The sequence below is a fragment of the Pseudoclavibacter sp. RFBJ3 genome, assembly GCF_002931375.1.
Taxonomy (GTDB): Bacteria; Actinomycetota; Actinomycetes; order Actinomycetales; family Microbacteriaceae; genus Pseudoclavibacter.
The window spans coordinates 61081-73304 of the sequence record NZ_PSXZ01000013.1 but is presented as its reverse complement, the minus strand read 5'-3'; the positions used below and the strand labels follow the sequence as shown (position 1 = coordinate 73304).

Here is a 12224-nt window from a genome sequence, read left to right as displayed (position 1 = left end):
GTGGATCGCGAAGCGGGCGCGGATCGCGTGGCCGGGGTGATCGCGAAGCGGGCGAGGAAGCCATCCCGCGACAGGAACGTCTGCCGCTCGTCTGTTTCGCGATGGGTTTGGCGCTTGCGGATGGCTTGCAAGCCATCGCGAGGCGTGCAAGCCATCCCGAAGCCGGGGGTGGATCCTGAAGCGGGCGTGGATTGCGTGGCCGGGGTGATCGCGAAGCGGGCGTGGATCGCGAGACCGGGGTGATCGCGAAGCGGGCGAGGAAGCCATCCCGAGACAGGAACGTCTGCCACTCGTCTGTTTCGGGGTGGGTTTGGCGCTTGCGGATGGCTTGCAAGCCATCGCGAGGCGTGCAAGCCATCCCGAGGTCGGGGGTGGATCCTGAAGCGGGCGTGGATCGCGAGGCCGGGGTGATCGCGAAGCGGGCGTGGATCGCGAGGCCGGGGTGATCGCGAAGCGGGCGAGGAAGCCATCCCGAGACAGGAACGTCTGCCGCTCGTCTGTTTCGGGGTGGGTTTGGCGTTTGCGGATGGGTTGCAAGCCAGCGCGAGGCGTGCAAGCCATCCCGAAGTCGGGGTGGATCCTGAAGCGGGCGTGGATCGCGTGGCCGGGGTGATCGCGAAGCGGGCGAGGAAGTCATCCCGAGACAGGAACGTCTGCCGCTCGTCTGTCTCGGGATGGGTTCGGCGCTTGCGGATGGGTTGCAAGCCATCGCGAGGCGTGAAAGCCATCCCGAAACCTTGGCAGATCGCGAAGCCGGGGTGCAGCGCGAAGCCAGCGCGGAACGTGGTGCTGCGACGAGAGCCTCCCCTGAGCGGACCCTGGTCCGTCAGGAGAGGCTCTCGTGTGGAGTCCTTCGGCTACGCGGTGGTGAGGGTGACCCGCAGGGCCTCGCCGGCCCTGGCTGCCTTCGCCTCGGCTTCTGCCGCGCGCTCGGCTGGTGTGCCGTCCTCGCTGGATGCGTCGACGTACACCTTGATCTTCGGCTCCGTGCCCGAGGGCCGAACCATGACGCGTGTGCCGTCGGCGAGCTGGTAGCGCAGCAGGTCGATGGGCACCTCGTCGCCGGACAGGTCGCCGGTCTCGAGCACTGCGACGCCGCCGACCTCGGTGGGCGTGTGGCCGCGCAGGACCGCCATTACGCGGGGGATCTGGGCGATGTCGTCGAAGCGCACCGAGACCTGCGTCGACACGAACGTGCCGAAGCGCTCGGCGAAGGCGTCGTCGTGGTCGATGAGCGTGCGCCCCTCGGCCTGGAGCCCCATGATGAGCTCGAGGATCGCGACCGACGCGGAGATGCCGTCCTTGTCGTGCACCGTCTCCGGGTTGACGAGGTAGCCGAGAGCCTCCTCGTAGCCGTAGAGGATGTTCGGGGCGCGGGAGATCCACTTGAATCCCGTGGGCGTCTCGGCGTAGTCGAGCCCGTACTCGTGGGCGATGCGCCCGAGGGCTGGGGCGGAGACGACGGAGGTCGCGAGCGTGCCGTGCACGCCGTCGGCCTTCGCCTGCTCTGCGGCGCGCCAGCCGAGGATCTTCCCGATGTCGTTGCCGCCGAAGCGCCGCCAGCCGGACGCGCCCTTGACGGCGACGGCGAGTCGGTCGGCGTCGGGATCGTGCGCGATGACGAGGTCGATTCCCGCAGCATCCGCCGTCTCGTAGGCGAGGTCGAGTGCGCCCGGCTCCTCGGGGTTCGGGAAATCGAGCGTCGGGAACGCGCCGTCCGGCTCGACCTGCTGCGCGACGACGACCGGCTCGGCGATGCCGAGCTCTGCGACGACAGCGCGGAACGTCTCCCAGCCGACACCGTGCAGGGGCGTGTAGACGAAGCGCACGTCGCTCGGCGTTCCGCGCAGGAGGGCCGCGGTCGCGGACACATAGTCGGTGACGATGGACTCGTCGGCCGTCGCGTACGCCGCGGATCGCGGGAGCTCCGGCACCTTCCGGCCGGCCGCGACCTTGCCGATCGCCTCGGCGATCTCGGCATCGACGGGCGCGACGATCTGCGAGCCGTCGTCGGCCCCGCCGAGGTACACCTTGTAGCCGTTGTCCCACTTCGGGTTGTGCGAGGCGGTGACCATGACGCCAGCGGATGCGCCGAGTCGGCGGACGGCGAAGGCGAGCACGGGCGTCGGGAGCTGCCTCGGCAGGATCGTGGCGGCGACGCCCGCGGCCTGCATGATCTCCGCAGTGTCCTGCGCGAAGCGCTGCGAGTTGTTGCGGGCGTCGTAGCCGATGACGATCGACGGGGACTCCTCTCGCGCGAGCAGGAAGTCGGCGAAGCCTCGAGCGGCTTGGGCGACGAGGACCCGGTTCATGCGGTTCGGGCCAGCGCCGAGGCGGCCGCGGAGGCCGGCGGTTCCGAACGCGAGGCGGGCGCAGAAGCGGTCCTGCAGCTCGCGCCAGGCCGCGGCGCGCTCGCTGGTGTCAGCGTCTTCGATGATGGCGAGCTCGGGCGACACGTCGCCGGCGGCGTCGAGCAGCTGCTGCAGCTCGGCGCGCGTCACCTCGTCGGGGTCCTGCTCGAGCCAGGACATCGCGTTGTGCCGGAGCGCGACCTGCAGTGACCGTGCGATGCCGCTCATCAGAGCTTGACCACGATCTGGGAGAGCAGCTCGGCGAGATCGGCTTCCGCCGCCTTGCCTGCCTCGAGGACCTCCGCGTGGCTCAGCGGGTTGGGCGAGACGCCGGCCGCCGGGTTCGTGATGAGTGACATGCCGAGCACCTCCATGCCGGCCTCGCGAGCCGCGATGGCTTCGAGCGCCGTCGACATGCCGACGATGTCGCCGCCGATCGTGCGCGCCATCCTGACCTCGGCGGGGGTCTCGTAGTGCGGGCCGCGGAACTGGACGTACACGCCTTCGTCGAGGTCGCGCACTGTCAGCGCGAGCTCGCGCAGGCGTGCCGAGTACAGGTCGGTGAGGTCGATGAAGGTCGCTCCCTCGAGGGGCGAGTCGGCCGTGAGGTTGATGTGGTCCGAGATCAGCACGGGCGTGCCAGGGCCCCACTCGGGGCGCACGCCGCCAGCGCCGTTGGTGAGGATCATGACCGAGGCGCCGGCCGCCGCGGCGGTGCGCACGGAGTGCACGACGCGGCGCACGCCCTTGCCCTCGTAGTAGTGCGTGCGCGCTGCGATGACCAGTGCGTGCTTGCCGTTCGCGAGGCGAATCGAGCGCAGCGTCCCGGAGTGGCCTGGGATGTCGGACTTCGCGAATCCGGGCACCTCGTCGGCTGGGATGGTCGCGATCGTCTCGCCGAGCAGCTCGGCCGTCTGCCCCCATCCGCTGCCGAGCGTGAGCGCGATGTCGTGGCGTTCGACACCCGTCTTCTCGGCGATGACCGCGGCAGCTGCCTGCGCGAACTCGAAGGGTGAGGTGGCTGGATCGTCGATCGACTCTGACTCGTGCGTTGACATGCACCCCAGCGTAGCGACCGGGGCGGGACCTGCGTGGAGCACAGGCGGATGATGTCCCGCCCCGTCTCGGAACGGCGCGGAAACCTCTCCGGTTTGGCGGGTTCATGCGGGAGGAGGACAATAGCGGGTATGGCCACGCCCTTTGATCGCAAGCACCGCATCGTCGTCGTCGGCGGGGGGCCAGGCGGGTACGAAGCCGCGCTCTCGGCCGCCCGCCTCGGCGCAGAAGTCACCCTCATCGAACGCGTCGGCGTCGGCGGCTCCGCCGTCCTCACCGACGTGGTTCCCTCCAAGACCCTCATCGCCAGCGCAGAGGCGGCGACGGCGATCCGCGAGTCCGGCGAGCTCGGCGTGCAGTTCTTCGCGAAAGGCGACACGGGGAAGCCGCTGAAGCCCGAGGTCGCGGTGAATCTCTCGAAGCTGAACAAGCGGCTGCTGCGCCTCGCGCAGAACCAGTCGGACGACATGCAGCGCACGCTCGAGGCTGCCGGGGTCAACGTCATCCAGGGCGAGGGCAAGCTCGACGGCAACTCGGCCGTCACGGTCGGCACCGGCTCGGGTGGGCAGGACTTCGACCGCATCGAGTTCGACTCGGCGGTGATCTCGGTCGGTGCTCGTCCTCGCACGCTCGACTCGTGCAAGCCCGACGGGGAGCGCATCCTCACCTGGACCCAGCTCTACAACCTCAAGGAGATGCCGAGCCACCTCATCGTCGTCGGCTCTGGCGTGACCGGGGCCGAGTTCGCGTCGGCCTACTCGGCGCTCGGCTCGAAGGTCACGCTCGTCTCGAGCCGCGACCGCGTGCTCCCGAACGAGGACGCGGACGCGGCGGATGTCATCGAGGATGTGTTCAAGCGCGGCGGCATGACCGTGCTGTCGAAGTCCCGTGCGGCGACCGTGGTCCGCGACGGCAACGAGGTCGTGGCGACGCTCGACGACGGGCGCGAGGTGCGTGGCTCGCACTGCCTCATCGCGGTCGGCTCGATCCCGAACACCTCCGGCATCGGGCTCGAGGAGGCCGGTGTCGAGGTCTCGCCGTCCGGGCACATCCGCGTCAACCGCGTCGCGCGCACCTCGGTGCCGAACATCTACGCGGCCGGCGACTGCACGGAGTTCTTCCCGCTCGCATCCGTCGCCTCCACGCAGGGGCGCACGGCGGTGTTCCACGCGCTCGGCGACGAGGTGCGGCCCATCAACCTGCGCAATGTCGCCTCGAACATCTTCACGTACCCGGAGATCGCGACGGTCGGCTGGCAGCAGCGTTCCATCGAGGACGGCACCCGCGAGGGTCGCGTCTACAAGCTGCCGCTCGGCGAGAACCCGCGTGCCAAGATGCAGGGCGTGCGCGACGGCTTCGTGAAGCTCATCGCCGGCAACGACCTGGGCACCGTCATCGGCGGCGTGATCGTCGCACCTCGTGCCTCGGAGCTCGTGCTGCCGCTGTCGATCGCCATCGAACAGCGCCTCACGGTCGACCAGGTCGCGCGTGCCTGGGCGGTCTACCCGTCGCTCGCGAGCAGCATCTCGGATGCCGCCCGTGCCATGCACATGCCGTACGAGGAGCAGACGAAGGCCTAGCTCGTGTCTGACAATGCCTCGCCGACTCCGCTCGTCCTGGTCGCGCGATCTGCTGCGTTGGAGAACTCGCGCAATGCTCCGCATTGGGCTTCGTTCTCCGCCTTGCAGCTCACACGACCAGGCTGCGCTCGCTGCGGCGATCCACTGTCAGACACTCCCTAGCTCGGCTTTCTCGGTGCTGGAACGGCGCCTGGCGGCGTTCCGCGCCGTGAGAGCGGTCAGCTCGCGACGTACTCGTTCCAGATGTCGATGGCGAGCTTGATGAAGAGCACGCTGACGACGATGAGGAAGACCCAGCGGATGAGCTTGCTCCCGCCGCGGATGGCGGTGCGGGCGCCGAGGTAGCCGCCGGCGACGTTGGCGACGGCGAGCACGGCACCGAGCCCCCAGGGCACGTAGCCCTGTGGGGCGAAGAAGAGGAGCGCGCCGAGGTTGGTGCCGAGGTTCACGATCTTGGCTTTCGCGCTGGCCTGCAGGAACGAGTAGCCGAGCAGGGACACGAGGGCGATGACGAGGAAGGACCCGGTCCCTGGCCCGAGGAGGCCGTCGTAGACGCCGATCGCGAAGCCGATGAGGCCCGCGATGACGTGGTGCTTGCGTCCCTCGTACTTGAGTTTGTCGAGCTGCCCGACGCTCGGTTTGAAGGCGGTGAAGATGCCGATGCCGAGGATCGCGATGGCGATGATGGGCTTGAAGGCTGCGGCGGGGATGCTGGAGGCGAGGATCGCGCCGCCGTAGGCGCCGAAGAGCGCGATGGCGGCCATGGGCAGCGCGGTGCGCAGGTCGGGTTTGACGCGTCGGAAGTAGGTGATGGAGCTGGTCGCGGTGCCGGCGATGCTGCCGAACTTGTTGGTCGCGAGTGCTTGCACGGGGGTGACGCCGGGCAGCGTGAGGAGCATCGTGAGCTGGATGAGTCCGCCGCCGCCGACGACCGCGTCAACCCAGCCGGCCGCGAAGCCGCCCGCGATGACGAGCGCGAGCAGCCAGCCGTTGAATCCCTCGAGCCCCGTGAACGACTCGAGCCAGCTCGCGTCGTTCGTCGTGAGCGCGGCGTCGAGGGGCGACGAGAGCAGCGTGGAGGTCAGGAGGGAGGCGTCGATCACCTACCGAGGCTACTCGGCGTCGGCGAGTTCGAGCAGCTTCGTGCCGCTCGAGACCGTCTCGCCGGCGGCACCGGAGATGGATGCGACGATGCCGTCGCGGGGAGCCTGGATGGGCTGCTCCATCTTCATGGCCTCGAGGACGACGAGGAGGTCGCCCTTGACGACCTTCTGCCCCTCCTCGACGGCGAACTTCACGATCGTCGCCTGCATGGGGGCGACGACGTCACCGCTCGAGTGGGTCTCGACGTTGGTGTGGGAGCGACGCTTCGGGGCGTGTCCCGCCATGGTCCGACCCGCACCGCCGTGGCCGACACCGGTGGCGGCGAGCAGGCGCTCGGGGAGGGACACCTCGAGGCGCTTGTCGTTGACCTCGACGACCACGTTGCGGCGCGCGATCGGCTCGTTGACATCGCCGGCCTCGCCACCCCACGGCTCGATCGTGTTGCTGTATTCGGTCTCGATCCAGCTCGTGTAGACCCCGAACTCGCCGTTCTCGGCGGTGAAGGCGGGGTCGCGGACGACGGAGCGATGGAAGGGCAGGACGGTCGGCATGCCGTTCAGCTCGAAGTCCTCGAGGGCGCGGCGGGAGCGCTCGAGCGCCTCCTCGCGCGTGGCGCCCGTGACGATGAGCTTCGCGAGCAGTGAGTCGAAGGCGCCGGAGACGACGTCGCCCTCGCGGACGCCGGAGTCGACGCGCACGCCGGGGCCTCCAGGAACGCGGAAGGTCGTGACGGTGCCAGGGGCTGGGAAGAATCCGCGGCCCGGGTCCTCGCCGTTGATGCGGAACTCGAACGAGTGGCCGGTGACCGTCGGGTCGTCGTAGCCGAGCGCTTCACCCTGGGCGATGCGGAACTGCTCGCGGACGAGGTCGATGCCGGTGACCTCCTCGGAGACCGGGTGCTCGACCTGGAGGCGCGTGTTGACCTCGAGGAACGCGACCGTGCCGTCGGCGGCGAGCAGGAACTCGCAGGTTCCAGCGCCGACGTAGCCGACCTCCTTGAGGATCGCCTTGGATGCGCGACGCATCTCGGCTTCCTGCTCGGCGGTGATGAAGGGCGCTGGCGCCTCCTCGACGAGCTTCTGGTGGCGTCGCTGCAGCGAGCAGTCGCGCGTGGAGACGACGACGACGTTGCCGTGGGAGTCGGCGAGGCACTGCGTTTCGACGTGGCGGGGCTTGTCGAGGTACTTCTCGACGAAGCACTCGCCGCGTCCGAACGCGGTGATGGCCTCGCGGGTTGCGGACTCGAACAGCTCGGCGACCTCTTCGCGCTCGCGTGCGACCTTGAGCCCGCGCCCGCCGCCGCCGAACGCGGCCTTGATGGCGACCGGCAGTCCGTGGATGTCGATGAAGTCGAGGACCTCGCTCGGGCCTTCGACGGGGTTGAGCGTGCCCGGGGCCAGCGGTGCGCCGACCTTCTCGGCGACGTGGCGCGCCGTGACCTTGTCGCCGAGCGCCTCGATGGCCTCGGGGGACGGGCCGATCCAGGTGAGTCCCTGGCGGATGACGGCGCGTGCGAACTCGGCGTTCTCGGCGAGGAAGCCGTATCCCGGGTGCACGGCGTCGGCGCCGGAGCGGCGGGCGATGGAGAGCAGCTTGTCGATCACGAGGTACGTCTCGGCGCTCGTGGCGCCTCGCAGCGCGTACGCCTCATCGGCGAGGCGGACGTGGGGTGCGTCACGGTCCTGGTCTGCGTACACGGCGACGGAGGTGATACCCGCGTCTCGAGCCGCTCGTGCGATGCGTACGGCGATTTCGCCACGGTTGGCGATGAGGAGCTTCGAGATTCGCGACATGGTTCCTAAGCCTATTGAGGTCGGTGCGGCCGGATTTGGCTCGATTCGACAAACTTATCGGGAGAAGGTTGTCAGATGCGCTCGGTTGGAGGTTCTCACCACGCCGAGCGTGTGGCAGTTGGGCGACATTGGCCGCGTTGCACATTCCCACGGAGTGGGAAGGGTGTTGCGTCATGTATTACGTCGTGTTTAGCTACAGGGCTGAGCTTTCGCTCAGTTCGTCCTGCCAGTCGGTCAGCAATGACTGCACGACCAGCAATGGTCCGGTGTGCCAGGTCCAGTCCGGGCCCGCCGAATTGCCGTCCACTCCGCGTCCCCAGCGACGCGCATCCACCACGCTAGCGGATGCGCAATGCGAGACGCCTCGTCGTTCCGGAGAATCGATGCTCGGTAAGCTCCTCGCCCGCTATCTCAGGAAGTACTGGCCGCTCCTCGCGGGCGTGCTGGTCTTCCAATTCCTTCAAGCGCTCGCGTCGCTGTACCTGCCGCGACTCAACGCCGACATCATCGACAAGGGCGTCGCCAACGCCGACACCGACTACATCTGGTCGACGGGCGCCGTCATGCTCGCGATCTCGCTCGGGCAGATCACGTGCTCGATCATCGCGACCGTCTTCGCCGCGCGCGCCGCCATGGCGCTCGGCCGTGACATCCGCGCCGACGTCTTCGCGCGAGTGAGCGGCTTCTCCGAGCGCGAGGTCTCGCGCTTCGGGGCGGGCTCGCTCATCACGCGCAACACGAACGACGTGCAGCAGGTGCAGATGCTCGCCATGATGGGCTCCACCATGCTCGTCTCGGCTCCCATGCTCGCGATCGGCGGCATCATCATGGCCCTGCAGCAGGATGTGGGCCTCTCCTGGATCATCGGCGTCGCGGCCCCCGTGCTGCTCCTGCTGGTCGGCATCATCATCAGCCGGATGGTGCCGCTGTTCCGCCAGTTCCAGGTGAAGCTCGACAACATCAACCGGATCCTGCGCGAGCAGCTCACCGGTGTGCGCGTCGTGCGCGCGTTCGTGCGCGAGCCGATCGAGGAGCAGCGGTTCGAGGTCGCGAACAACGACCTCTTCCTCCTCGGCAAGCGAGTCGGCGATCTCTTCGTCACGCTCTTCCCGCTCGCGATGCTCGTGCTGAACATCACCGTCGTCGGCGTCATCTGGTTCGGCGGAATCCAGGTCGACCAGGGCACGGTCGAGATCGGGACGCTCTTCGCGTTCATGGCCTACGTCATGCAGATCCTGATGGGCGTGCTCATGGCGAGCTTCATGACGATCATGATCCCGCGCGCGGCCGTCAGCGCCGACCGCATCTCCGAGGTGCTCGACACCGAGTCGACGCTCATCATGCCGGCCGACCCCGTCTCTGACTTCCCGGAGCCGGGCGTCATCGAGTTCGACGACGTCGAGTTCACGTACCCGGGTGCAGAGGAGCCGGTGCTCACGGGCATCTCCTTCCGCGCCGCCCCCGGTGAGACGGTCGCCGTCGTCGGCTCCACGGGAGCGGGCAAGACGACGCTCGTCTCGCTCATCCCTCGTCTCTTCGACGCGACGGGCGGTTCCGTGCGCGTCAACGGCGTCGACGTCCGCGAGGCCGACGCCGAGCTGCTGTGGGACGGCATCGGCCTGGTCCCGCAGCGTCCGTTCCTCTTCACCGGAACGATCGCCTCGAACCTGCGCTACGGCCGTGAGGCCGCGACCGACGACGACCTCTGGAAGGCCCTCGAGATCGCGCAGGCCACGGCCTTCGTGCAGGAGAAGGACAAGCAGCTTGAAGCGCGCATCGCGCAGGGCGGCACGAACGTCTCCGGCGGGCAGCGCCAGCGGCTCGCGATCGCGCGCGCGATCGTGCACGAACCGCAGGTGTTCGTCTTCGACGACTCCTTCTCCGCGCTCGATCTCACGACCGACGCCAGGCTGCGGCGGGCGCTGTGGGAGCAGCTGCCCGGCGTGACCAAGATCGTGGTCGCGCAGCGCATCTCGACGATCGTCGACGCCGACCGCATCGTCGTCCTCGACGACGGCCGCATGGTCGGCCTCGGAACGCACGACGAGCTGCTCGAGAGCTGCACGACGTACAAGGAGATCGTGGATTCCCAGCTCGCAGTGGAGGCGCAGTCATGAGCCGTGACGCAGACGACCAGAACCAGGACGCCAAGGGCGCCCGTCGGGGCAAGCGCAGGCCGAAGGAGGTCGTCGAGAAGGTCCTGACCGAGGAGGAGCAGCTCGAGCTGGAGCTCGCCGAGCAGGCGAGGCAGTCGTCCGGCGACTGGGACAGCGTCGCTCCCGGCAAGGCGAAGAACTTCGGGCAGAGCTTCGGCAGGCTGCTCGGCAGGCTCCGGCCCTACCGCGCCGCGCTCATCATCGTGTCGTTCCTCGGCGCCGTCGGCGTCGTGCTCTCCGTCATCGCGCCACGAGTGCTCGGGCAGGCGACCAACCTCATCTTCGAGGGCGTCGTCTCCAGCCAGCTGCCGGCGGGCGCCTCCAAGGACCAGGTCGTCGCGGGGCTCCGCGACTCCGGCCAGACGCAGTTCGCCGACATGGTCGCCGCCATGGACATCACGCCTGGCGAGGGAGTCGACTTCGAGCGCCTCGGCATGGTGCTCCTGTCGGTGCTCGCGCTCTACGTGTTCTCGGCGCTGCTCATGTGGCTGCAGGGGTACGTCATCAATATCATCATGATGAAGGCGATGTACAAGCTGCGCGAGGACGTCGAGCGCAAGATCAACGCGCTGCCGTTGAGCTACTTCGACCGCGTGCAGCGCGGCGAGCTGCTGAGCCGCGTCACGAACGATATCGACAACATCACGCAGACGATGCAGCAGTCGCTGTCGCAGGTCGTCACGAGCGTTCTGACGGTCGTCGGAGTGCTCGTCATGATGTTCTCCATCTCCTGGCAGCTCGCGCTCGTCGCGCTCGTCACCCTGCCGCTCATGGGCGTCATCTTCGGCGTCATCGGACCGAAGTCGCAGCGGAACTTCGCCGAGCAGTGGAAGAAGACGGGACGCCTCAACGCGCGCGTCGAGGAGTCGTTCTCCGGTCACGCCCTCGTTCGCGTGTTCGGCCGCGAGAAGGATGCACGCGAGCAGTTCCAGGTCGACAACGAGCAGCTCTTCCAGGCGGCCTTCAAGGCCCAGTTCTGGGCGGGCGTCATGATGCCGGCGATGATGTTCATCGGAAACCTGTCCTACGTGGGCATCGCGGTGCTCGGTGGCCTCATGGTCGCGGGCGGCAACCTGCGCCTCGGCGACGTGCAGGCGTTCATCCAGTACTCGCAGCAGTTCACGCAGCCGCTCGCCGAGCTCGGCGGGATGGCTGCCGTGCTGCAGTCGGGTACGGCCTCGGCCGAGCGCGTGTTCGAGCTGCTCGACGAGGACGAGCAGGAGCCCGACGCGAGCGACGCGCCCAAGCCGGCGAACGGTGCGGGCGAGATCGTCTTCGACGACGTCACCTTCTCGTACACGCCGGAGCAGAAGCTCATCGAGAACCTCAACTTCTCGGTCGAGCCAGGCCAGACGGTCGCGATCGTCGGGCCGACCGGTGCCGGCAAGTCGACCCTCGTGAACCTCATCATGCGCTTCTACGAGCTCGACGGCGGGCGCATCCTGCTCGACGGGCAGGACATCGCCGAGCTCAGGCGCGAGGACGTCCGCAGTCGAACCGGCATGGTGCTGCAGGATCCGTGGCTGTTCGCGGGGTCCATCCGCGAGAACATCCGCTACGGGCGTCAGGACGCGACCGACGAGGAGGTGCTCGCCGCTGCGACCGCCTGCTACGTCGACCGCTTCGTGCACTCACTGCCTGAGGGGTACGACACGGTGCTCGACGAGGACGCGTCGAACGTCTCCGCCGGCGAGCGCCAGCTCATCACCATCGCGCGCGCCTTCGTCTCCGACCCGCAGGTCCTCATCCTGGATGAGGCCACGAGCTCGGTCGACACGCGCACGGAGCTGCTCCTGCAGCAGGCGATGGCGGCGCTTCGCCAGGGCCGCACGAGCTTCGTCATCGCGCACCGTCTCTCGACGATCCGCGACGCCGACCTGATCCTCGTCATGGAGCACGGCTCCATCGTCGAGCAGGGGACGCACGATGAGCTCGTGAAGCAGGGCGGCGCGTACGCGAGGCTCTACAACTCGCAGTTCGAGCAGGCCGTCAGCGACCTGGATGCCGAGCAGAGTCAGCTCACGTCCTAGGTCCGGGCCCCTGATCGGGCGCATCTCGTGATCCGGCTCGGCCGGGTGCATCCGCTGCTGTGCGGAGGCGCCCGGCCGTTTCCGTTGTGTCCCGAGCAATCGCGCGCCGGCCGCGCGCGGTCTCGAGGTGGCTTCCTCGCTTCCGGATGGGTTC

7 protein-coding genes are annotated in these 12224 nt (G+C 68.4%); 3 read left to right on the top strand and 4 right to left on the bottom strand.

The genetic code is table 11. The features are described 5' to 3' along the window. Positions 1–857: 857 nt before the first annotated feature. Positions 858–2579 carry a phospho-sugar mutase gene (locus C5E07_RS12495; protein WP_104299674.1) on the bottom strand — a complete coding sequence of 574 codons (1722 nt, stop codon included), beginning with the start codon at positions 2577–2579 and terminating at the stop codon, positions 858–860. Further along, the gene (locus C5E07_RS12490) at positions 2579–3409 is read right to left on the bottom strand and encodes a purine-nucleoside phosphorylase (protein ID WP_104243030.1); all 831 of its coding nucleotides are present in this window, start codon (positions 3407–3409) and stop codon (positions 2579–2581) included. The genes C5E07_RS12495 and C5E07_RS12490 overlap by 1 nt, the downstream gene beginning before the upstream one ends. Positions 3410–3538: 129 nt before the next feature. Between C5E07_RS12490 and C5E07_RS12485 the strand changes: the two genes are divergently transcribed. Further along, entirely contained in the window at positions 3539–4987 is a 1449-nt protein-coding gene (locus C5E07_RS12485) for an NAD(P)H-quinone dehydrogenase (protein WP_104243028.1), read from the top strand. 218 nt (positions 4988–5205) lie between these two features. Here the strand turns inward: C5E07_RS12485 and C5E07_RS12480 are convergent, their stop codons facing one another. Together C5E07_RS12480 and C5E07_RS12475 are read right to left on the bottom strand one after the other, a co-directional pair. After that, a complete protein-coding gene (locus C5E07_RS12480) occupies positions 5206–5970 on the bottom strand; it encodes a TSUP family transporter (protein WP_104299868.1) in 765 nt (254 codons plus the stop codon). Between the two features lie 129 nt (positions 5971–6099). Then, the gene (locus C5E07_RS12475) at positions 6100–7884 is read right to left on the bottom strand and encodes a biotin carboxylase N-terminal domain-containing protein (RefSeq protein WP_104299673.1); all 1785 of its coding nucleotides are present in this window, start codon (positions 7882–7884) and stop codon (positions 6100–6102) included. Between the two features lie 383 nt (positions 7885–8267). On the opposite strand from C5E07_RS12475, the gene C5E07_RS12470 reads away from it, so the two are divergent. Beyond that, the gene (locus C5E07_RS12470; protein WP_104243025.1) at positions 8268–10001 is read left to right on the top strand and encodes an ABC transporter ATP-binding protein; all 1734 of its coding nucleotides are present in this window, start codon (positions 8268–8270) and stop codon (positions 9999–10001) included. Then, positions 9998–12070, top strand: coding sequence for an ABC transporter ATP-binding protein (locus C5E07_RS12465; RefSeq protein ID WP_104299672.1), 2073 nt, complete (start codon positions 9998–10000; stop codon positions 12068–12070). The genes C5E07_RS12470 and C5E07_RS12465 overlap by 4 nt, the downstream gene beginning before the upstream one ends. The last annotated feature ends 154 nt before the right edge of the window (positions 12071–12224 follow it).

What these genes read in the sequence shown, in the direction of transcription:
- C5E07_RS12465 (WP_104299672.1), top strand. Translation starts at nt 9,998, where the DNA reads ATGAGCCGTGACGCAGACGACCAGAACCAGGACGCCAAGGGCGCCCGT.
- C5E07_RS12485 (WP_104243028.1), top strand. Translation starts at nt 3,539, where the DNA reads ATGGCCACGCCCTTTGATCGCAAGCACCGCATCGTCGTCGTCGGCGGG.
- C5E07_RS12490 (WP_104243030.1), bottom strand. Translation starts at nt 3,409, where the DNA reads ATGTCAACGCACGAGTCAGAGTCGATCGACGATCCAGCCACCTCACCC.
- C5E07_RS12470 (WP_104243025.1), top strand. Translation starts at nt 8,268, where the DNA reads ATGCTCGGTAAGCTCCTCGCCCGCTATCTCAGGAAGTACTGGCCGCTC.
- C5E07_RS12495 (WP_104299674.1), bottom strand. Translation starts at nt 2,579, where the DNA reads ATGAGCGGCATCGCACGGTCACTGCAGGTCGCGCTCCGGCACAACGCG.
- C5E07_RS12475 (WP_104299673.1), bottom strand. Translation starts at nt 7,884, where the DNA reads ATGTCGCGAATCTCGAAGCTCCTCATCGCCAACCGTGGCGAAATCGCC.